Here is a 22,552-nt window from a genome sequence, read left to right on the forward strand (position 1 = left end):
TCGCCCGTGCCATGCAGCTCCGAGCGAGTTAAACACAGATAGTTGTACTTTAGCCAAACAGGACGCACCCTATGCGGTCGACCTCAACCGCCACGTAATAACTACGACCAACCTGCCAAAAAGGGACTGGTTTATTTTGGCAGCTTTTATCTGGGAAAACGCCGTCTCTCTGCCATTTGGTGCAAACCAACCTGTCCCCTCCGCACCAATCTGGTGCAATGGGGACGAGCTAGCTTGCACCAATAAAAAGAAAAGGGCCGCGCACCCGAACGGATGCACGGCCCTTATGCCATGAATGCGAGCGATTCCGCGGCGAGCTATTTACTCAGCAGCCTCGGTGGTCTCGGCCTCGGCAGCGGCCTCCTCGACGGGAGCCTCTGCAGGAGCCTCGGCGGCCTGCTTGGCAGCCTCCTCGGCAAACTTAGCGGCACGCTTAGCCTTCTCGGCAGCCTTAGCCTCAGCGGCGGCCTTGCGAGCAGCCTCGGCCTCAGCAGCCTTGGCGGCCTTGGCAGCCTTGGCCTCCTCAGCCTTCTTGAGCTGGGCGGCAGCGGCGCCACCGAACTTGTCGGCGAAGCGCTGGACGCGTCCACCGGTGTCGACGAACTTCTGCTGGCCGGTGTAGAACGGGTGGCACTCGTTGCAAAGCTCGACCTTCATCTCGGACACGGTAGCGTGCGTCTTGAAGGTGTTGCCGCAGGAGCACGTCACCGTGCACTCGACATACTGGGGATGGATACCCTGCTTCATGGTAGGACTCCTTATTGGTCAGGCGCTGGTTACCGATCAGCGCATAAGGCGTCTTGGTTTCCGACCAAGACAACAAACTCGGCTATGGTACCACGGCGCCGCGCGTCCCACAAAAGGTTCACGGTCTTTTCGGAACGACACGAATCTGACCCATCGAAACACATCTCCACCGTTCCTTCAACTGGGAGAATGCCGTCCCCGGGGCCTGAGAAGGGCCCCGGGGACGTTCGACTGACTGCGGGAACGGCCTTTCCGCTCAATGTGTTCGGCTGAGATCGGAAATCAACCAAACTGAACTAGGTTCAGTTGACATGGTTAAAAACGAGGGGCGACGCTTTTGCGTCACCCCTCGTCCCGGCCGGTTGCTTTAGTTGTACACACGGTAGTTACACTTGAACTGGGTTATGTGTCCATAGTTGGAGCGGTACCAACCCGACGTATAGCTGATTGCCTCTGCGCCTAGATAGTCGTAGCCCTTGTTGTAGCGAAGCTGACGGTAGGTCGTGTCGTACTCTGCTACGTAAAACGTGTCTCCAGAGAAGGCTTTGTACCGGTCTTTAACCGTCGAAGCCATGTACGCGGGTTCGACATCGCCTTTCTCTCCGTTGAGCGCATAGACGGGTGCCGCGATTCCGCATAAAGCCGTTGCCACGAGGATGGCGTAGACAGCCATGCGCGACGCATTGGACTTCAGCTGTTCAAATAGTTTCATGTCATTCGCCTCCCTCGTATGTATCGAGGTATTCCTGCTTGAGCGTCTGCGAGGACGACTTGATCTTTTCCACGAGCGTGCCGGCCTCGATGAAGTAGAACGAGTCGGTGAGGTCTGCCAGGTCGTCGAGCAGATGGCTTGAAATGAGCACGCTTCGTCCCCGCGCCACCTCGCTGCGCATCGCGTCGCAGGAGGTTTTCCGTTTTCCCGGATCGAGGCCGTTCAGCGGTTCATCGAGGATGAGGTACGGGCAATCGGTCGCTATCGCCATGGCAAGCTTTACCTGCTGCTTCATTCCTGTCGAGAGTTTACGGGTCGGCTTGTCGAGATATGGGGAGATTCCGAGGGAGCTGCAGAGCGAGTCGATGTCGGCGGCCGATTTCCACGCCTCCCTAACGAAAGCAAGGTGCTCGATGGCCGATAGCGTGGGATAGAGATCCGTGCCGCCTGAAGAGCTCAGGTAGACGAGTTCTGCAAATTCGGCTGATCGACGTTGGCTGATTCCGTCTGCCGCCAGGCTTCCCGAGCGGATGCGGGTGGGAAATTGGCCCGACAGCGCTTCAAGAAGGGTGGTTTTCCCCGAGCCGTTGGGAGCAACGAGGCCCGCCGCCGTTCCCGGGCTCAGGAAAAGCGACCCGATTGAAAGTACCGTCGTGCTCCCGTATCCCACGCTCGCGTCCAGAAGCTCGAGCCCATGGTGCTTTTTAGCGGGTCCGGGCTGTTTGGGCGAACGTGCCGCAACGGCGCCGACCGCAAGAAGGACCGCGGCGTATGCCAGGGCCACGGCAAGCATCGATGCGCTGCCTGAACCGGAGCCAATGAATTCTGTCGGGAAGCATCCTACGTAGCCCGTGGCCTCGATAGGCGAGAACACGGCCAGCGGCAGGAGCCCGAGCACGGCATTATGCTCCAGCGCCGAATCGGACAGCAACGGGAATGCCGGGGCCGCGACAAGCAGCGCTGAGGTAAGGGGGCCCGCGAGGACGCGCCTCGTTGCGGTCGATAGGACGGCGGAGCAAACGGATATCAAGGTTCCGCCCGCAAGCAGCGCGAGAAGCAGGGCTGTGAAGACGTTTCCCGCGGTCGTGGTGGCAAGCGCGCCGTCATGGAAGAAGGCGATCGGGTACCCAATTTGCCCGAAGCCGTTTAGGGCCAAGGCGTAAATGCCCCCGGGTGCGAGGCCGGCGAGGAGCATCGCGGTCCCCGCGACGATTATCGAAAACACGATCTGAATAAGGCGCCGGAATTTGGGCACGGGCGCCTTCGCCGCCAGGGTCGCAGGCCTTGTGGCGCCGAGCACGAGTATCGACGAGAGAAGGAAGGGGATGAAGGGAAGGAAAGACGGCGCCGTGGCAATGGCGTAAGGCAGGAAGGAAAGGAATGGCAGGTCGCTTGCGGAGGCCGGGATATCCGTGATGCCGGAGCTGCTCAGGGCACGGCAATACGCGAGCGCCGCGTCATTGCCCTCTCGGTCTCCCACGATGGACCCGGATTGGAAGCCTTCGCCCATGAGCGCGTAGTAGCTCTCGGCAGAATCGAGAAAGGCGGCGTCGGTTTGAGCGGCAAGGGCGGCGTTCGCGTATCTTGCAAGCTCCGCGTCAGCTTGCTGCTCTGGCGATAGGTCTGTGCCGCTGGCCTGGGGCGCGCGCGTATTGAATGCGTCGACAAAGCCCTGCATGCCCTGCTTCATAAAGAAGGGCCCGTAGATGGGTGAATTGAACGCAATGGGGACGGAAAAGGCTGCAGCGAGAACGAGCGTACAAATCCATGCGGCCTTGTCTCTTAGGATCAGTTTGAGAAGAAGTCGACAGTACATTCAGAAGCACCTACGTTCCTCAAAGAATCGTTAGATTAAAAGTAACAGACCGGATGAAGATACGTGCGACGGGGGCGAGGCGAATGGCTGAGCGGTATCGATATGCGGGTTTAACGGTATTATATTGACCACATAGATTATTAACTTGCATTTCTACCCGCCCTTTTCGTAGAGTCGCCGATACGTGCTTAGCGCACCCTCGGCGCGTCCGGCAGGCTTTGCGAAATGGGATCCAGGAGACTTCGGCGCAGCATCATCTTGCGGAATGCTTCTAATGAGCCTCCCATCCTTCAAAAACAGAATCTCATCGCACAGCCTATCGACCGAATCCAAGATGTGGGATGACATGATGATGCACGTACCAGAATCGGCCAGCTTCCTGAGAATCTCGGAATGCAAGTCCACCCTGCTGGGGTCGAGCGCGTTCATGGGCTCATCTAATAGAAGGTACCGCGCGCCCGTCGCATACGCAATCGCCAGGGTAAGCTGCTGCTTCATGCCCTGGCTCAGAGTGCGGATCCTCATCTTCGCGAACTCGCCTATCTGCGTTTGTTCCACTATCTCTTCGATATCGCGAGCATGCGGCCACATATCGCAAACCATCTTGAGGTGATCTTCCGCACGCAATCCGGGATACAGCAGCGTCCCCTCACCAGGTGCATAGAAGATCATAGAACGGACCTCTCTCGCACCCGTACCCTGCACCTCATCCAGAACGATGCTCCCGTCCACGCGAGGACCCGGCAAACCTGCCATCGCACGCAGCAACGTCGTCTTTCCATGCCCGTTCGGAGCGACGAGACCGTAGACCGTACCCGGGGCAAACTCAGCGTTCACCGAATCTACGAGCACCTTCTTTCCATAAGAGATCGTCAGCGTTTGAAGGTCAATCATCGAGATCATCCCCTTTCGATCTTTGGAACACTCAGGCGCACCATCAACGGAGATACGGCGCCCAAGACCACCAGCAGAGCGCCCGATGCGCCGACGACCTCTCCAAAAGGCATCGCGTTCGTCCCTCGCCCAAGGAACCCAATCGTCCCCACCTGGGAAGCGGGATCAAACGAGGCGAATGGAGCCAGCAGCGCGACGCCCATGCCCACGCTTTCAACATGAGCGCTCAACGAACCCAACACCAAGAGAACCGCGCAAACCATTCCGGTGACAACGGGGTTGCGGCTAATCGCTGCTGTCAACGCAGCGACGACGGAAATCACGCCGTATGCCATGACCAGCAACGGAATACTGCACAACACCGCCTCCCCCACCATGGACGTTGTCGAAGCTCCCGCCCGAATGAGAGCGACGGGATACTCCGATCCACCCGCACCGTTCTTAATCACGGACACAACGACAGCGGGAACCATCGACACCAAAAGCAGCACCAAGCCAAGCAGGAGAGCCAGCGCAACAGCCGTCAGAAAACGCACATGCGCTGTTGCGGGGATCTGGAGAACCAGAAGGGAACGACACTGCAGGTGGGTGCACGCGAGCGATGTGACAACCACGGGCAACAGCAAAAATAAGGAGGGAAGCACTGCCTGGAGATACGAAAGGAGGATTAATGGGGGCATCTTCGTACTTAACTCGTAAACCTTGGGGTCCGGCAAGCTCGCGATCGACTCAAGCAGAAGGGCGCGCGCCTCCGCACGAGAAGGAGTCTCAGGCTCGATTCCGATCGATTGCAGGAGAGTCGCATCTGCCGCGCCCAGCTCACCTCGAGCGCGCTCGTACGTCGCAAGGCTTCGAAACCCCTCCGCAGGCATAGGCGCGTACACGAAACCCGAAAGAGCATCCCGCATGTCTTCCAGGGCCGCTTTGCCCTCGACGTCCATATTCGCAGCGTTCCGCTCTAGATACCGATCTATTGAACGGAGCTCCCCATCCCTATACCGAACAGCGGAAACGTTATCAGCGTCAGGAAACATCTCGATCAGAGCCGGGGCCAGCATCGTCGTCGACATTGCAATCGCGCATACGGCGAGGGTAGGAGAACGCAGGAGCAGTTTCCCCATCGTTCTTACGTATGCAACGGCGGAGGCACAAGCGCTCGAACGAGTTGCCGTTCTCGATGCAGTGAAGGAACCTCTCTCAAGACAAATCGGGGATATCGGGCACGCGCAGCCGCTCTTTCCAGCAACGCAAAGCAGGCTAATTGCCAGCACCTCGATCCCGATTGCGCATACGAGGGCAATCGCGCCACGCTCGAAGCAAAGTCCAGGCAGATTCACTATCTGCGTTGTCGGGTACGGGCTATAGGCGCCGACGGTCAACTCAGTGTTCGCATACGTAAGGGGATTCAACAGGGCGAACTCACGTAAAGCGATGGATCTTCCGTAATACCCGGGAACCATCGTCACCCCCATCAGGGCACATACGAACACGATTCCAAGCGTAGGGTTATTGGCAATCTTCACGGCAAGGTGAACGACAAGCGAGATGAACGCTGCCACCAAGAATTGCAAGATGGCCGTCTGCGCGAACACCAGCCAAGCCGGTTTGATAACCGGAGTCGCATATTGAATGTAGCCTATCGGATAGAACGGCGAGCCCGGGCCATTCTTCACAAGCGCGGCGATTATCCCTGGAAGATTGATGGCGAGGACGGCAAGCATTGCAAAAACACTCGCCCATACGCTCGATGCAACAAGTCTACCCAGCTCGCCCATCGGTGCCTGGATGATGAGCTTTTCACGTTTGTTAAGACGCGCGGCAAGGAACGAGACGGCAACGGCCGTTGCGACCCATAGCAAGTACTCCTTCGATCCGTCATAATAGGTGTACTCTCCATCCGATATCTGCAGAAACGGAAGTAGGGGAGAGAGCGGTGCCAAGATAAGACGTCCCGCGGCAAGAGGGTACAGAAGCGCGGGCATGCTTGATGAAGAGGTATAGACACCGTCCTCCCCCGCATTCACAAGCGCATCCGCATAGGATGCTGACAATTCCTGCTCAACACGGGTTATTCCCGACTCGAGGTATTCGACCCGTCCGTCGATGCCAGCCGCGCTCCTGAAGACGGGCAGAGCACAAAGAACCATCAACGCAACAACGACAACACAGAGCGACCTGGAGGAGAGAAGCGACCTAAAGATCGCCTTCGAGATTTTGAGCATATTCATCGCCAACCTTAACCTCATCCAGTCGGAACAGAGGGGCCGAACAAAATGCTCGGCCCTTCCTCGCATCTAGTAGGTGCTATAGACAAATTGCCATTTATCAGTTGTGCCAAGAACACCACAGGAGCACATTGCAGCGAGGCGGGATTCCCTATGATGCGCGGATCGGCGATAGCCATTTCGGTAGGAGATCGTCTTGTAAGAGATGTTGAACATCGAGATGCTGTGCCCGCTTACGCCGCGAGGACAGCTGTAGCTCCAGTAGGTATCGACGACGTCGTCCGTATACCCGAGGGGCTCAACGAGGGCACACTGGCTGCTCTCCTGGGAAGGAGGCATCGGGGTATCCGCAAAAGCGGGGGCTCCCGGCAGCAACAGACAAAGAGCGAGGCCGAGGAAAACCAAGAGCTTACACGACTTAACAGTACTGAACATAATCCTCTCCAATCTAGAGGGGTTTCGGTTGCAGCATGCTGTGATTACTTGCCGGCAAAGTCAATTTAACATAAACTGTTAAAAAGTAACCTGAGTTTTTTAAATACTTCGGAGGTTATTATGAGTTCCGACAATCGCACTCCCCGGCTTCATTCCTTCCGCATCGCATGTGCGATAGCCTCTGCGACCCTTTGCGCCACCGCCATCGCACAAGTGGCGTTCTCCTTAAAGCCAGCAATCGAAGTGCTCGACAACCCTGTAATTGCAGACTCCCCCGCGTATCCAGCCCTTGCGATCTCGACATTGGTCCCTGCCGTCATCGGTATCGCTACGACCATCCTCAGCGCCGTTCTCGTGTGGACGATCAAGAGCGCAGACCCCTTCAAGAAAGGGTCTGCGACATGCTTGAAGGTGCTCGGCATTCTCTTCGTTGTTCAAGCTGCCACCAGCCTCTACGCCGGCTCACTCAAAACCTCCGTTTCGATGTTTGGCGGCGAGGGGGCCGTCGGCGCCCAAGAGATCGCTTCATCATTCGATTGGACCTCTCTGGTTCTCGGCATCGTCCTGTTCATGCTTTCCCAGCTCTTCTTGTACGCCCGAGAGCTGTACCTCGACTCCGACGAGATTGCGTAAGGAAACGCCATGCCCGTAATTGTTCGCCTCGACAAGATCATGGCCGAGCGAAAGATTTCCTCGAACGAACTTGCCGAAAGGATTGGAACCACGCCCGTGAACCTGTCCCGTATTAAAAAAGGGCATATTCGCGGCATTCGCTTCAACACACTCGAGCAGCTATGCCTCGCCCTTCGTTGCCAACCCGGAGACCTTCTCGAAGTCATGAGCGAAGAGGATGCCCGAAAGGAGTTCGGACTCGATTGGTCCGCCGAGGATTAGAGGGCGGTCGTACTCGCCCTGCACACGGGGATGCGAATCGGCGAGGTCTGCGGCCTTCGGTGGTGCGATGTGGATTTCGAGACGGGCCTGATCTCGATCAGACACTCGGTGGCGTACGCGAAGGGAATGGGTTCGTTCATCAAGGACACCAAGACCCATGACGCCAGGGGTATCCCCATCGACCCGGTCGGCCTACTCCCCTTCCTGAAGGAGACCCACGAGATCGACTGCGGAAAGCTGCGCTTGCGCGGCCTTACCGGGGCGGTCGAGATCGGGGACTGCTACATCCTGTCGGAGCCGGGCGCGACCTTCGCGACGACAAGCTATATCCGCAGGGCGTTCAAGACATTCTCGGAGACCAACGGCCTCATGGGCACCAACGACGAGCTGATCACGTTCCACGGCCTTCGCCACACGTTCGCAACGCAGTGGATCCGCCAAGGCGGCGATATCAAGGCGCTCCAATCGATCCTCGGCCACAAGGACGCCATGGCGACGCTCAACGTCTACGCCGACATCGAGCCCATCTCCAAAATCCATAACATGCTGCGCGCCACGCCGTGCCTTTGGCGCGGGCACCTCGGGCCGAGGGTCGATCCGGGTCCCATGTTCCAACAGAGGATCCAGGAGTCCATCGAGACGCTCCAGGCGTTCGGCTACGGCATCACCGAGCCGGACGACCGAAATATCGCTATACGCGACGTGAAGACGAACAGTTGGCTCTAGCTCACCGAGTACGCGGCAGTGCTGGGCCCATCCCAACTGAGGTCACGGTGGTCCGATAGGGGCGCCGCCCGCGGCATGCGCCGCGGAGCGGTATCCCCTACCGAAGGGCGGGGATGCCCTCCGCTTCCAGTTCGGAATCAGCCGTCGGAGGCGTTCGGCTGACTGCGGGAACGGTCTGTCCGCTCAATGTGTTCGGCTGAGATCGGAAATCAACCCAACACGAGCCGGACACGCGCCAGACGGCTCTTCCCCGTGCGGCCTTCCCCCTTACGCTCATGTTGCAGGCATGTAACGCCGCAGCGAGCGCGCCTTTTTTGCGCCAGACAGGTACAATGATGAACACTGTACCGTAGCGGAGCGCCCCGCGCGCGCCGCAATCACGCGAAAGGGTTTCCCATGGCCGAGATCTCGTCCTCCCGTATCGTCATCACCGTCCTTGGCAAGAACCGCCCCGGCATCGTCGCCGGCGTCACCCGTGTCCTAGGCGAGGCCAACGTCGACATCCGCGACATCACGCAATCCATTATCGAGGACATCTTCACCATGACCATGCTGGCCGATACCGCCGAGTCCAAGCTCGACTTCGCCGAGCTGCAGAAGGCGCTGGCCGAGGCCGGCGAGCTTTCGGGCGTCAACGTGTCCATCCAGCGCGAGGACGTCTTCAACTTTATGTACCGCCTGTAGCGAGCAAGCCGCTGGGGATAGCCTGACGCGCGCATGCCCATGCAAGTCACCCCGATGCGGCCCGGAGAGGAGCGCGCATGGCCTACGACGCCAAGAAAATCTATTACCGCTTCGATGACCACTTGAGCCGCCTGGTTCTGGATTACGAAGCAAGCCGCCAGATTTCGCCTGAGAGCGAAAGCCTCTACCACGGCCTGCCGACCGACCCTTATGACGAGGGCCTATTTGTTGAGCACAATGTCAAGCGCGGCCTGCGCAATGCCGACGGCTCGGGCGTGGTCGCGGGCCTCACTCGCATCTCGGATGTGCACGGCTACAACAAGGTCGACGGAAAGGTCGTACCCGATCAGGGCAAGCTCACGCTTCGCGGCTACAGCATCGAGGATCTGGTCAACAATGCCCAGGCCGAGAATCGCTACGGCTACGAGGAAGTCGCCTATCTGCTTATCACGGGTTCGCTGCCCAACAAGGAAGAGCTCGACGGCTTTTGCGAGCGCCTGGGCGCCTTTAGACATCTGAGCGACGAGTACGTCAAAGAGTTCCCTATGACCACGGTGTCGTCGAGCATCATGAACGTGCTCCAGCGCGCCGTGCTGCTGCTCTACGCCTTCGATGCCGAACCAGACGTGATCACGCCCGAGCACGAAATCGACGTCGCCATTTCCATGCTCGCACGTCTCCCGCGCATCGCCGCCTTCGCCCACATGGCCTCGATTGCCAAGCTTCGCGGCTCCGAGGTTCACGTGCCGCACCCCACGCCCGGCCTCTCCACCGCCGAGACCATTCTGCAGGTCCTGCGCGGCGGCATGGCGTTCACCCGCGGTGAGGCGATGCTGCTCGACGTGATGCTCATGCTGCATGCCGAGCACGGCGGCGGCAACAACTCCACCTTCGCTTGCCGTGTGCTGTCGTCTTCGGCCACCGACCCGTATTCCGCCTACGCCGCGGCTATCGGCTCGCTCAAGGGCCCGCGCCACGGCGGTGCCAATGCCAAGGTCGTGTCTATGCACGAGGACATCCGCGCGCATGTTTCCAACTGGGAGGACGAGGACGAGGTCGCGGCCTACCTGGGCAAGATCCTCGACAAGCAGGCCTTCGACGGCACCGGCCTCATCTACGGCATGGGCCACGCCGTCTATACGCTCAGCGACCCGCGCGCCGAGGTCTGCCGCCGTTACGCGCGCTCACTGGCAGCCAAGAAGGACTTGGGCGAAGAGTTCGCACTCATCGAGCGCATCGAGCGCCTGGCGCCCCAAGTCATGCGCGACCATGGCATGACCAAGCCCATCTGCGCCAATATTGACCTGTACACGGGCTTTATCTACAAGATGCTCGGCGTGCCCGAGACGCTCTTTACGCCGCTGTTCGCCGTCGCCCGCATGGCGGGCTGGTCGGCGCACCGCATGGAAGAGCTCTTCTGCGCGCACCGTATTATTCGCCCGGCCTATCGTCCGGTGATCGAGCCGCTAGCGTACAAGCCGCTCGCCGACCGCTAGGACGCGAACCGTTATAGAACTCGAGCGTGGCCAGGGCATCGCCGCCCTCGGCCACGCTTTTTATGCCAGCAGAAAGGGCTGTATCAAATGATTGTGTTTTCCGATATGGACGGAACGCTGCTGACGAGCGATAAGCAAATGAGCGATGCCACCTGGTCGATGCTCGACGAACTCGCTCGACGCGGAATTGAATTTGTGCCCTGCACGGGACGTCCGCTGTCGGGCATCTTTGAGCCCATCCTCGCCCATCCCTCCGTGCACTATGCCGTCTGCGCCAATGGCGCCAGCGTCTGGCAGCTCGACGACGATGTGCCCAACGATGCCTCGCGCGCCACGCGCATTTTGAGCCGTCCGCTCGATCGCGGCATTGCTCATCGCGTCCATCGCATCGCCGCCGGCCACGATGTGACCTTCGATATCTTCGCGGATGGGCAGTGCTTCCTCCCCCGCTCGCTCTACACGCGCCTGGACGAATTCTGCGGCGGCGACCCCCACATCGCGGCTTCGCTCAAGCGCACACGAACACCGATCGACATGGATATCGACAGCAAGATCGACGGGGTCGAGACGCTCGAACGCATCGCCATGTACTGGCACGACCCGGCCGATCGCGACGCCATCGCGGCTGAGCTCGACACGCTCGGAGGCATTGAGGTCACGCGTTCTTACGCCATGAATATCGAGGTCATGGGTGAGGGCGCCACCAAGGGAACGGCCCTCACGTGGCTATGCGAGCACCTGGGCGAGCGTCTCGCCGACGCCTGGGCGTTCGGCGACAACATCAACGACATCCCCATGCTGCAGGCAGCGGGCCACGGCATGGCCATGATCAACGCCGAGCCCGAAGACCGCGAGGCCGCCGACGCCGTCACCGGATACGACAACGACCACGACGGCGTCGCCCACACCATCATGGCCGCCCTCGCCTAGTCATTGGTCAGCCATTGGGGACGTTCTTAAACGACTAGTCACTGGGGACACTCTTCGCAAAAAGCTGCAAGGACTGTCCCCCCACTGTCGGCAGAAAAGGAACGTCCCCATCTGCCGGATTAGGAGAGACTCTCCAGCACGCGACGGAGCTCCTGCTGGACGGCGTGGTCGCGGTTGCAACCCACCACGCGATCGGCCACCGCCTTAAGCGCGGGGCGCGCGTTTTCCATCGCGCAGCCCGTGCCGACAAAGCGAATGATCTCGTAGTCGTTCATCGAGTCGCCAAACGCCATGACCTCGTCGCGCCCAATGCCGTAATGCTCCGCGAGCTGCGCGATACCCGAGGCCTTCGACACACCAAGCTGCATGGCATCGATCCACGCGTTGCCCGAAGGCGCAAAAGTAAAGAGCTGACCAAGTTCGCGCTGTAGCACGTACGCACTGTCCATAACCGCACTGTCGTCGCAAAAGATACTCGCTTTGATGATATTTACGCTGGGATCGGGCAGCTCCCAAATACGCTCGGCATTGGGAAGGTCCTTATCGACCTCACGCACGAACTTGCACTCGTCATCGAGCAGGAAGGACTTGGTTCGGTCAAAGAGCGCAAGATGCAGATTGGGAAACGTCCTGACGGCTTGGGCGAGCCTTCGAATCGCCAGGTGGGAATACACCTCACGGTCTACCATCTTACCGTCGGCGTAGACTTGGGCGCCGTTAGCGGCGACAAAGTCCATCTTGTCGCGAACGGGCGCAAAAAACTCGCACAGGCGATCGTAGCGACGACCTGACGATGCGGCGAAATGCACGCCATGCTCGTGTAGCGCCAGAATCAGTTCGTAGGTCTCGGGAGGCACCTGGCCGTTTTCGTCAAGCAGCGTGCCATCCATATCGGATGCAATCAGTTTAAACATAGAAAAGCTCCCTTCGGGCTTGTTGGAATCGAACGTGTATCCGATTCCAACGTACCCAAAGGGAGCTCAAATAAGACTCCGCGGGCGTAAACGTTACAAGGACCTGGCAAATAGCTCACACATGCCAGAGGTCTCACGGTCGCGGCGTCAGGCGACACGCCACCCCGACGGCTAGTCGTTTAAGAACGTCCCCGATGACTAGTCGGCGTAGGTGAAGGTGGTGACGTCGAACATGCCCTCGGGGCGGATGCGGAGCGTCGGGATCACCGGCAGGGGCAGGAAGATGATGCCCATGATGGGGTCGAGCGGCGGCTCGATGCCCATGGCGCGCGCCTTGACCATAAAGTCGTCGTGCTGCGCGGCGACATCCTCGGCCGTGCCCTCGCTCATCAGGCCACCGAGCGCCAGCGGGATGCGCGCTACGACCTCGCCATCGCGTACCAGCACGTGGCCGCCCTGGCCAACAGCCTCGACGGCAGCCATCATGTCGGCCGCGTTGTCGCCCACCACGCACACGTTGTGCGAATCGTGGCCAATCGTCGAGGCGATGGCACCGCCCGTGATGGTAAAGCCGCGCACCCAGCCGCGACCAATGTGCTTGCCAACGAGACCCAGGCCCGCAGGACCATCACCGTCGGCGCCCTCGGCCTGCAGTGACACGCCGCGGCCGTGGCGCTCGATCAGCATAATGCGGCGCAGGCCCTCGGCGCTCTCGGGGCGAGCCATGCCCGTGATGGCCTTACCCGGCACCACGTCAATCACGGCCTCGCCCGGCTTAAAGGCATAGTCAAACACGTCGAGCGAAAGCTTCGGCAGCTTAACGGAGGCGCGCAGCTCATCGGCAAGGGCCGCAACCTCGGCCATCTCGGGTGCGATCTCGCCCACAAAGGTGCCGTCCTGCGCCACCAGAGCACCGGCGGCATATACGCGATGCGGAGCCTTGGCAAACGTCAGGTCATCGAGCAACAGCAGGTCGGCGCGTTTGCCCGGGGCGATCGCGCCACGGAGCTCATGCGGGTCGCGACAGCCGTGGTCCAGGCCAAATGCCTCAGCCGTGGAAAGGGACGCCATGGAGATGGCGACCACCGGGTCGATGCCGGCCTCGATGGCCACGCGGCAGGCATTGTCGATCATGCCGGTCGAAAGAGCATCGGAGGGAGCGCGGTCGTCGGTCGCAAAGCAGCAGCGGCGGGCGCGGGCAGGGTTCTCCAGCAGCATCGGAGACAAATTGGCCAGGTCGTGGCTGCACGTGCCCTCACGCAGCATCACATACATGCCGCGGGACAGCTTGTCGAGCGCCTCCTCGGGAATCGTCGACTCGTGGTCGGCGATAATGCCCGCTGCGGCATAGGCGTTGAGGTCCATACCGGCAACGAGCGGCGCGTGGCCGTCAACCTGCTTGGACGGCGTCTGGTTGGCAGCATCGATGCGGGCACAGGTCTCGGGGTCGGCCATAAAGACGCCCGGCAGGTTCATCATTTCGCCCAGACCAAAGACATCGCCCGGATGCTCGGCAAAAAACGCCTGCATGTCAGCGGCGGTAATCACAGCGCCCGCTTGCTCGTCGGGCAGTGCGGGCACGCACGAAGGCATCATGTACTTGATGGAGATGGGCGCACGACGACCATCCTCGATCATAAAGCGCAGGCCGTCGAGACCGGCAACATTGGCAATCTCGTGGCTGTCGGCAATGGCGGTGGTAGTACCGCGCGTCGCGGCCATGCGAGCATACTCGGCGGGACGGATGTTCGAGGACTCAATGTGCAGATGCCCGTCAATAAAACCGGGAGCGAGATAGCGACCCTGGCAGTCGACGACCTCAGTTGCCTCGTAGGTGCCAGCGGCATCGTCGCGGCCATCGTAGAGCACGCCGACGATCACACCGTCCTTGACGGCAACGCTACCGGGCGCCACACGCTGGCCATACACGTCGACGATCTGCGCATTGGTAAACAGCGTGTCGACGGGCACGCGGCCCTCGGCGGCCTCGATCACAGACCTCATGACCTCAACGGACATACATTCTCCTTTAACCGTAGAAAACAGCTGCGGAGCGGACAGGCCTTCACCGCAGCAAGACAATAGCCATTGTATGCCCAAACGATGGGTCGGGAATACACCCCCTCCGCTTAACGGCACACGCCGCTTGGCGCAATGGGGACAGGTTGCTTTGTACCAATGACAAGGAGTGTCCCAAAGTGCCGACACAAAAGGAACGTCCCCAAGTGCCGCAAAATGATGAGAGTGGATAATCTCCCACTTTGAACCCCCAAGCAGGCCAAAAACGGAAGATTATCCACTCTCATTCTGTGGGCACTCATTTAAGTCTGTCCCCAATGAGTGCACCTAACTGCCACTTACAACAACGGAAGCGCCGATGTCTTGGCAACGACAGCGAAAACCCGCCAGAGCGAGCAAGGTGCCTTGAAACGAGGCGGCATTGACCTTCTGGTCATGCCGCCGAAGTTGAAAGACAGATTGCCGCTCTGGCGGGTTTGCAGCGTCAACCGGTTACGCGGTTTGGTAAAACCGCGTAACTAAACCAGCTTGAAGCCCTTGCGCTTGCCCACGGAGAGGGTGTCGCCCAGTTTGAGGGCGCTCGGATCGATGTTGTAGCTCTTGGGAGCCACAGCCTTGCCGTTGACCTTGACGCCGCCGCCGTCGATGTCGCGGCGGGCCTGACCGGCGCTGGCCGAAAGGCCCAGGTCCTTGAGCAGGCCGGCGAGGTAAATCTGGCCCTCGTCGTTGACGGTCAGTTCAACGTGCTTCTCGGGGAAGTCGGCAAGCTGGCCCTCCTTGAACACACGGTCGAACTCGGCCTGTGCCTCGTCGCCGGCGCCGGCGCCGTGGTAGGTGTCGCACAGGTCGCGGCCCAATGCGCGCTTGAGCTCGTAGGGGTCGGCAGAACCATCGGCCAAGGCGGCGTCGATCTTGTCGACCTCGGCCGGGGCGAGCGAGCTGGCCAGACGATAGTACTTGCCGATCATCTCGTCGGGGATGGACATGGTCTTGCCGAACATATCCTTGGGAGCATCGGTCAGGCCGATGTAGTTACCGTAGGACTTGGACATCTTACGGACGCCGTCGGTGCCCTCGAGCAGCGGCATGGTGAGCGCGATCTGCGGTTCCATGCCCATCTTCTCCATGAGCTCGCGGCCGGCGAGCAGGTTAAAGAGCTGGTCGGTGCCGCCCATCTCGACGTCGGCCTTGATCTGCACGGAGTCGAAGGCCTGCATCACAGGGTACAGGAACTCGTGCAGGGCAATCGGCGTCTGGGACTGGTAGCGCTTGGTAAAGTCGTCGCGCTCGAGGATGCGGGCGACGGTGAACTTGGAGCACACCTGCAGCAGGCCGGCCAGGTCCATCGAAAGGATCCAGTCGCCGTTGTGCACGATGGTGGTCTTCTCGGGGTCCAGGATCTTCATGGCCTGGCTCACGTAGGTCTCGGCGTTGGCCTCGATCTGCTCCTGCGAAAGCTGCGGCCGGGTGGAGTTCTTGCCCGAGGGGTCGCCGATCAGCGCAGTGCCGTTGCCGATGATAAGGGTGACGTTGTGGCCCAGGTCCTGGAACTGACGCATCTTGCGCAGGGGCACGGCATGGCCCAGGTGCAGGTCGGGGCTGGTGGGATCGACGCCGAGCTTGATGTTGAGGGGCTCGCCCTTCTCAAGCTTCTTGCGAAGGTCGGCCTCGGGGACGATCTGCGCTGCACCCGAGGTGATGATACGCATTTGCTCGTCAACAGACAGCATTGGGTATCCTCCTTTTGCTATAGCACCCTCACCGGATACGGCGGTGCTGGAAGTTCATAAACCCACTAATAATAACCAAAACAGCGCGACGCGGCACCTACGACAGGAAAATCCTCGTCCTGCCGCACGCGTCGATAACGACCGGCAAACGCGTGCCGTCACGTTCGACCAAAAAGCGCGCCTGCTGACGGCGCGAGCAGTCACGGCAACGGACCTGCCCCGTTGCATCCGTGGCGCAGGCGCCCTCGGCAGTCAGCAAGCAGTGCTCGCACACCATGAGCTCGGGACGGTCGGCATCGACAGGCCCCAAGACACCGGGGCAAGCGGCAAGTTCGGCAACACGCTCCGCATCATTGCCGAGCAACTCGGCCGACAAGCACACCCGCCCCGCACCGAGTCCGCGCAGCCAGGTAAGCGTGGCCCGATTGGCACAGAACACCGGCGCCGCCACGTCAAACGTTGTGCCCAGCTCGCGGGCCATCGCCACTTGTCCCAGATTGCGGCAGACGACGCGCCCGGCACGCTGCATAAGCGCCCGAGTCCGCTCGGCGTCGCCCGCGCGGCACACTTCGTCGAGCACCACCGTTGTATCGGACAGATCTCGCTCATCGCGCGGACCCACATCCATCAGCTCCCAGGCAAAGACCATACGAGCAAAATCCTCGCGCTTTGCCGGCCCCGCCGACCCCGCCAACTCCGTCGACGCACCGCCATCCACCGCAGCGCCCTCAAAGGGCAGCACCTCAACGGCACGCGCAACGGGCGCAATCGCATCCGCCTCGGCCCGCATGCGCTCCAACACCGCCGCCGTCTGATCCAACACGCCGGCGCTGCGAATCAGATAGACCTCGCAGCCCGCGTCCACCTTACGTTTGCAATGCACGACGATGCGCTCCCCCGCAGCGGCATCCACGGGGCAAGGCACCTGTGGCCAGCGCTTGGGCACATCGGGACGCGCGTCGGCACCCGGGTAAAATCGGATTTCGAGCGTATCGCCCGCCGCCACGGCGGCATCAAGCTCAACCGTCACCTCTTCGTGACCCACCGCCACCAAGTGGCCCACGCGCACGCCCTGGTTGATCGCGCGCTCAAAGCTCATGAGCTCGGCACCCGAACGACCCCGCAGGTAAGCATCGGTAAACCCACGGTTAAACGACCTTCCCAGCTCGCGTTCAAGCTCTTCCACGGCACCGGAGTCCCACGCGCCGTCGCACAGCATATCGAGTGCCCGACGCCACACCCTCACCACGTTGAATACGTAATCGGGATTCTTCATGCGTCCCTCGATCTTGAGCGATGCCACGCCGGCGGCAACAAGCTCGGGCAGGTGCGCGATACCCAGATAGTCACGCGGACAAAGCAGGCGGTCTCCCTCGACGGCAACAACACTCTGCCCCGCCTCGTCCACTAGGTCGTACGCCAGACGGCACGGCTGCGTGCAGTCGCCGCGCATCGCCGAGCGCCCACGCCGCAAGGCCGAGAACTCGCACGCCCCCGAATAGCCGATGCAAATCGCACCGTGGCAGAATACCTCGATGGGCACGCCCGTGGCACAGAGCGCCGCAATCTCGTCGACCGTCAGCTCGCGTGCCGTCGTCACGCGCTCGACCCCCAGCTCATCGGCGGCAAGCCGCACGGCACCCTCGCTATGAGCGCCCGCTTGCGTGGACAGGTGAATCTCGACCCCGGGAATCGCCGCGCGCAGCGCGCAGGCCAACCCGGCATCGGCGACAATCAGAGCATCGGCGCCCAGCTCCAGTGCATGAGCTCCCAACGCCACCGCGTCGGACAACTCATCGTCAAACACGAACACGTTGAGCGTTACGTACACACGCACGCCATGGGCATGCGCCACGGCGCAGCCGCGCGCAAACTCGTTATCCGTAAAGCCATGGGCGCTCACACGGGCGTTAAAGCCGCCCAACCCCGCATAGATGGCATCGGCACCCGCGGCGATGGCCGCAAGCATCTGGTCGAGTCCGCCCGCCGGCGCCAGCAGCTCGGGCAGCGCCGCACCGGCAGCATCCAATCCAGTCTCGTATTGTCCGCTCGGCCCCATCGTCCGAATCGCCATCGACAAACTCCTTACCAAGGTATGCATTCACTCTGAAAAATGCCGTCTTCCAGCATACACGAGGCCTCGCGCGCCCCGTTTGGTTTATCGTGTAATAACTTATGTCCATCCTGCCCCGACGGCACATCCACCGTCTGGCACGACATACCTGGAGGTCAATATATGGGTCCTCGCCAACGACAGGGACGCAGCCGTTCAAAGACGCATGCTCTGCCCATAATCCTGCTCTCGTTTTTGGGCTTTCTGCTGATTGCGGGCGTGGCATTTGGCATCGGCATGGTCGGCAACGTCAACCGCTGGCTGTCCGATCTGCCCGACTACACCGACGCCAACGCGTATCTGGTGAGCGAGCCCACCGAGATCGTCGACTGCAACGGCAACAAGATCGCGAGCTTCTACACGCAAAACCGCAAGTCCATCACCAAGGACGAGGTCTCCCCCTACGTGCTGCAGGGCACCGTTGACGTCGAGGACGAGCGCTTCTACGAGCACGGCGGTATCGACCTGTGGGGTATCGCGCGTGCTGCGGTGGCAACCCTCGGCGGCGGACACGAAGGCGCCTCGACGATCACCCAGCAGCTTGTGCGCAACACCATCCTGCAGGAGGAGCAATTCGACTCGACCATTGAGCGTAAGGTGCGCGAGGCCTACATCGCCATCAAGATGGAGGACATGTACTCCAAAGACGAGATCCTCATGATGTACCTCAACACCATCTATTACGGCCACGGCGCCTACGGCATCGAGGCCGCAGCCGAGACCTACCTATCCAAGAGCGCCGCCGACCTCACCCTGAGCGAGGCCGCGCTACTCATCGGCCTTCCCAACTCGCCCTCGCAGTACGACCCCACGGTCAATCCCGATCTGGCACTGTCTCGCCGCAACAAGGTTCTCGACAACATGCTGCGCCTGGGCCACATCACCCAAGAGGAGCACGATGTCGCACAGGCCGAGCCCATCACCCTCAACGTGACCGAAATCTCGGGCAGCGGCGTCGACGTTTACTCGCAGCCCTACTTTGTCTCCTACGTCAAGCAGCTGCTGGAGCAGGAGTTCTCGACCGACGTGCTCTTTAAGGGCGGCCTGACCGTCAAGACCACCATCGACCCCACGATGCAGCAGGTGGCAGAGAATGCCGTCCGGGAGCAGCTCGACACGCTCTCGCTCGACGGCCTGGACATGGGCATGGTCGTCGTCGACCCCAAGACCGGCTACATCAAGTGCATGGTGGGCGGCTACGACTACAACGCTGACGAGAACCACGTAAACCATGCCACGGCCAAGCGTCCCGTCGGCTCCACCTTTAAGGCCTTTACGCTGGCAACTGCCATCCAAAACGGCATGAACCCCAACGTCACCCTCAACTGCAACTCGCCGCTCAAGGCCAAGGGCACCACGACCGAGGTCCAAAATTACGCCAACCAGAGCTATGGCAACATCACGCTTAAGCAGGCAACGGCATACTCCTCCAACACCGGCTACATCCAGGTGGCGGAAGCCGTCGGCAACAGCAAGATCATCTCGCTCGTCAAAAAGCTCGGCATCGACCCCGCCAAGGACAACATCGAGGACGTTCCCGTCATGACCCTCGGCACCGGCTCGATCTCGCCGCTCGAGATGGCCGCCGCCTACGCGACGTTTGCCAACGGCGGCTACTATCGCCAGCCGATCGCCATCACCGAGATTGACTCTCGTACCGGTTCGGTGCTGTACCAGCACACCGACAATCCCTCACAGGTGCTTACCGAGGGCGAGGCCGCCGCGGTCACCGATGTTCTGTCCGGCGTCATGAAGGGCAGCGGTACGGGTGCTGCCGGCGCCCTGAGTGTCAACCAGCCCTATGCCGGCAAGACGGGCACCACCGACAACACCACCAACCTGTGGTTCTGCGGCTATACCCCGCAGCTGGCGTGCGCCCTGTGGACCGGCTATTCCGCGGGCGAGATCCCCATCCAAAAGTACGGCACGGACCTGCTGGGCGACAGCACCAACCTGCCTGTCTTTAAGCGGTTTATGAACACCGTTCTGACCGGTACCGAGCGCGAGGAGTTTGCGACCGGAACGGCGCCCACCTACAAGAACAACAGCGTCTGGAAGTTCTACGGCACCAACAACACCAAGAAGTCGGAGAACGACGACAAGGACAAGGACAAGGACGAAGAGGAAGAGGAAACTACCACAACGACTACCACGACGACCACGACCACCGAGACCACGGGCGGCGACACCACCGGCGGCACCGGTACGACCGGTGGCTCGACGGGCGGCTCCACTGGTGGTTCGACCGGCGACGATGGCGGCACGCCTACGCCTACGCCCACTCCCGACCCCTCGCCCACGCCTGACGATACGGTCGGCTAAGAAGTACGCGACTAAAGCCAACAAGGCCCCGAGCAGCTTATTGAACTGCTCGGGGCCTTTTAGTTTGAAGCGACCTGGTGGGCGGTCTTTATACCGGCAAACAAAAAGGGGTACCGACCAACGTCGATACCCCTTACAAGCCACTATGTCAGCGCACACAATGCCGAGCGCACGACCCGCACGCCTACTTGCGAGAATTGCTCAGCTTATTGATCAGCGCCTCGAGACGCTCGCCGTCCTCGGCCGTCTGGGCAATAACCAAAATCGTATCGTTGCCGGCAAGCGAGCCAAGCACATCGGGCAACTCTGCCGCATCAACGGCGGCGGCGATGCCGGAAGCCGTGCCAGGCTGAGCCTTGATCATAACCAGATTATCGGTACGCAGAACGCCCGTTACGAGCTCGGAAACCATACGCTGCAGGTGCAAGTCCTCTGCCAGAACATAGATGCCCTCAGGGAGCTTACGCAGCCCCATGTCGGCAATATCGCGAGAGACAGTCGCCTGCGTGCAATCAAAGCCCATAGCACGGAGCTCATCGACCAGCACGCGCTGCGTGCGGACATCCTTATTGCGCACAATATCTCTAATGGCATCCTGGCGCCCATTGCGTTTTTTAGCCATACAAACCCTCACTCCAAAAGATGGCGGAGACAATCAATCAGTGTTTGAATAGTTTAGCGCTATTTGAAGGCTTTTGTGTATAAGAACGCATTTCGAAACAATTCTATGCAAGTTTGTTTCGTAATGAGCCGTTTAGGCGGGTTTTGCGCCCGTCCGGTTAAGAAAAGCTGCCAGATGCGTACACATCACGCAGCGCGCGGGCTTAGCGCTGGCGATCGGCCCAAACAACAGACCGAGTCCCCGATGGTTGTCCTTGAGCGCGGCGACCATCTGACGGGTTCGAGGCGCCTCGAGCATATCACGCATGCGGGCGGAACGCTCGATTGACGACACCCCATGCGGGCTCAGACACAAATTCTCGATGCAGGCGACCAGTCCGGCAAAGTAGAACTTTTGGCTTGCCAGCTTGAGCCGACCACCGCTATCTGCTTCCGAGAGTGAGTCCGCAAGCTCGTCGAGCGCTCGGGTGTCATCGGATACCTTGGCATACATGGTGGGATCAAAGGCGTCTGTAAGCTTAGGCGCTACCGTGTGGAAACAAGCGTCGCCGCATCCGGAGACGCGCTGCGCCTGCGAGAGCGCGCACACCATAAACTCAACCGTACGGTACGTCTTGCCGTGCGACAGGCATGCCTCAAACAGCGGACGACTATACATCACGCCAGAGGTCTGAACGACTAGGCCGCCTAAAATCAACTGAGGCAGCCCGGCCACCATCGAAGATTTGCTATCAATGGAAATATGAGTAGCATCCAAGACGCGCGAATGGCGCTCTCGATGTGCATCATAGCGGTCGAGCGACACCGTGGGGAACACTATGTCTGCCGCAGTATCGCACGCGATATCGACCATCTTGGAAAGGGATTGCGGAGCAAACCACTCATCGGCGTTCATGGCGATGATTTGAGAGCCGCGCGAGGCAGCAAAACCGGCACGAAGACACGCGCCGCGCGTCGCGTCCTCGACGTCAATCAAATCAATATGGATGTCCCTGTCGGCAGCAACTTGAAGCGAGTGGCGCACACCGGGCGCAGTATCGCGACAGACAACGACAATCTGCAAATCGTAGAGGTCTTGGTTCTGGATACTCTCGAGCGCACGCATCGCATAGCTGGGCGAACCTTCTACCACAAGGATCACCGAAAGTCGCGGATGCGAGCCACGTCGAACCAAATTATCCGTCCTCTCGACAGCAATGAATCAAACCGTGGTTCATGGTACACCCCGGCAATAAAAGCAATGAGACACCGGTTGCATTGCACGCCAAGAACAG

18 protein-coding genes are annotated in these 22,552 nt (G+C 60.3%); 7 read left to right on the top strand and 11 right to left on the bottom strand.

Features of this window, described 5'->3' with window-relative positions; translation table 11 throughout:
* Positions 1-321 precede the first annotated feature (321 nt).
* The 5 genes from rpmE to DXA43_RS03395 form a co-directional block, all read right to left on the bottom strand.
* Entirely contained in the window at positions 322-747 is a 426-nt protein-coding gene (gene rpmE, locus DXA43_RS03375) for a 50S ribosomal protein L31 (RefSeq protein WP_006235303.1), read from the bottom strand.
* Positions 748-1,114: 367 nt separating this feature from the next.
* Entirely contained in the window at positions 1,115-1,459 is a 345-nt protein-coding gene (locus DXA43_RS03380; RefSeq protein WP_006235302.1) for a hypothetical protein, read from the bottom strand.
* Position 1,460: 1 nt separating this feature from the next.
* Positions 1,461-3,149: an ATP-binding cassette domain-containing protein gene (locus DXA43_RS03385; protein WP_158564933.1), complete on the bottom strand. Its 1,689-nt coding sequence runs from the start codon at positions 3,147-3,149 to the stop codon at positions 1,461-1,463.
* A gap of 279 nt (positions 3,150-3,428) precedes the next feature.
* Positions 3,429-4,169: an ATP-binding cassette domain-containing protein gene (locus tag DXA43_RS03390; RefSeq protein WP_117769450.1), complete on the bottom strand. Its 741-nt coding sequence runs from the start codon at positions 4,167-4,169 to the stop codon at positions 3,429-3,431.
* A 5-nt stretch (positions 4,170-4,174) separates the two neighbouring features.
* Entirely contained in the window at positions 4,175-6,397 is a 2,223-nt protein-coding gene (locus tag DXA43_RS03395) for a hypothetical protein (RefSeq protein WP_117806265.1), read from the bottom strand.
* A 552-nt stretch (positions 6,398-6,949) separates the two neighbouring features.
* Between DXA43_RS03395 and DXA43_RS10170 the strand changes: the two genes are divergently transcribed.
* The 6 genes from DXA43_RS10170 (at position 6,950) to DXA43_RS03435 (ending at position 11,559) form a co-directional block, all read left to right on the top strand.
* Positions 6,950-7,462, top strand: a complete 513-nt coding sequence (locus DXA43_RS10170; protein WP_147336061.1) for a hypothetical protein — start codon at positions 6,950-6,952, stop codon at positions 7,460-7,462.
* Between the two features lie 9 nt (positions 7,463-7,471).
* The gene (locus tag DXA43_RS03415; RefSeq protein ID WP_006235292.1) at positions 7,472-7,723 is read left to right on the top strand and encodes a helix-turn-helix transcriptional regulator; all 252 of its coding nucleotides are present in this window, start codon (positions 7,472-7,474) and stop codon (positions 7,721-7,723) included.
* Between the two features lie 18 nt (positions 7,724-7,741).
* The gene (locus DXA43_RS03420; protein ID WP_255360342.1) at positions 7,742-8,449 is read left to right on the top strand and encodes a site-specific integrase; all 708 of its coding nucleotides are present in this window, start codon (positions 7,742-7,744) and stop codon (positions 8,447-8,449) included.
* A gap of 396 nt (positions 8,450-8,845) precedes the next feature.
* The gene (locus DXA43_RS03425) at positions 8,846-9,133 is read left to right on the top strand and encodes an ACT domain-containing protein (RefSeq protein ID WP_006235289.1); all 288 of its coding nucleotides are present in this window, start codon (positions 8,846-8,848) and stop codon (positions 9,131-9,133) included.
* Between the two features lie 77 nt (positions 9,134-9,210).
* Positions 9,211-10,629 (top strand): citrate synthase, encoded by a 1,419-nt coding sequence (locus DXA43_RS03430; RefSeq protein WP_117806267.1) that lies wholly within the window; start codon positions 9,211-9,213, stop codon positions 10,627-10,629.
* Between the two features lie 87 nt (positions 10,630-10,716).
* Positions 10,717-11,559, top strand: coding sequence for a Cof-type HAD-IIB family hydrolase (locus DXA43_RS03435; protein ID WP_117806268.1), 843 nt, complete (start codon positions 10,717-10,719; stop codon positions 11,557-11,559).
* A gap of 119 nt (positions 11,560-11,678) precedes the next feature.
* Here DXA43_RS03435 and DXA43_RS03440 read toward each other — a convergent pair whose 3' ends face one another.
* The 4 genes from DXA43_RS03440 to DXA43_RS03455 all read right to left on the bottom strand — a co-directional run bounded on the left by DXA43_RS03440 (position 11,679) and on the right by DXA43_RS03455 (position 18,296).
* On the bottom strand, positions 11,679-12,473 hold the full coding sequence (locus tag DXA43_RS03440) for a Cof-type HAD-IIB family hydrolase (RefSeq protein ID WP_117806269.1): 795 nt from the start codon (positions 12,471-12,473) through the stop codon (positions 11,679-11,681).
* A gap of 198 nt (positions 12,474-12,671) precedes the next feature.
* Positions 12,672-14,492 carry an adenine deaminase gene (locus tag DXA43_RS03445; RefSeq protein ID WP_117806270.1) on the bottom strand — a complete coding sequence of 607 codons (1,821 nt, stop codon included), beginning with the start codon at positions 14,490-14,492 and terminating at the stop codon, positions 12,672-12,674.
* A 518-nt stretch (positions 14,493-15,010) separates the two neighbouring features.
* Positions 15,011-16,222, bottom strand: coding sequence for a tyrosine--tRNA ligase (gene tyrS, locus DXA43_RS03450; protein WP_117806271.1), 1,212 nt, complete (start codon positions 16,220-16,222; stop codon positions 15,011-15,013).
* Between the two features lie 97 nt (positions 16,223-16,319).
* Positions 16,320-18,296, bottom strand: coding sequence for a U32 family peptidase (locus DXA43_RS03455; RefSeq protein WP_158551506.1), 1,977 nt, complete (start codon positions 18,294-18,296; stop codon positions 16,320-16,322).
* A 162-nt stretch (positions 18,297-18,458) separates the two neighbouring features.
* Here DXA43_RS03455 and DXA43_RS03460 point away from each other — a divergent pair, with 162 nt between their 5' ends.
* A complete protein-coding gene (locus tag DXA43_RS03460) occupies positions 18,459-20,657 on the top strand; it encodes a transglycosylase domain-containing protein (RefSeq protein WP_117806272.1) in 2,199 nt (732 codons plus the stop codon).
* 184 nt (positions 20,658-20,841) lie between these two features.
* Here DXA43_RS03460 and DXA43_RS03465 read toward each other — a convergent pair whose 3' ends face one another.
* Positions 20,842-21,279 (bottom strand): arginine repressor, encoded by a 438-nt coding sequence (locus DXA43_RS03465; RefSeq protein ID WP_006235280.1) that lies wholly within the window; start codon positions 21,277-21,279, stop codon positions 20,842-20,844.
* A 132-nt stretch (positions 21,280-21,411) separates the two neighbouring features.
* Positions 21,412-22,410, bottom strand: a complete 999-nt coding sequence (locus DXA43_RS03470; protein WP_158564934.1) for a glycosyltransferase — start codon at positions 22,408-22,410, stop codon at positions 21,412-21,414.
* Positions 22,411-22,552: the final 142 nt, after the last annotated feature.

This window comes from Collinsella sp. OF02-10 (assembly GCF_003463445.1).
Taxonomy (GTDB): Bacteria; Actinomycetota; Coriobacteriia; order Coriobacteriales; family Coriobacteriaceae; genus Collinsella.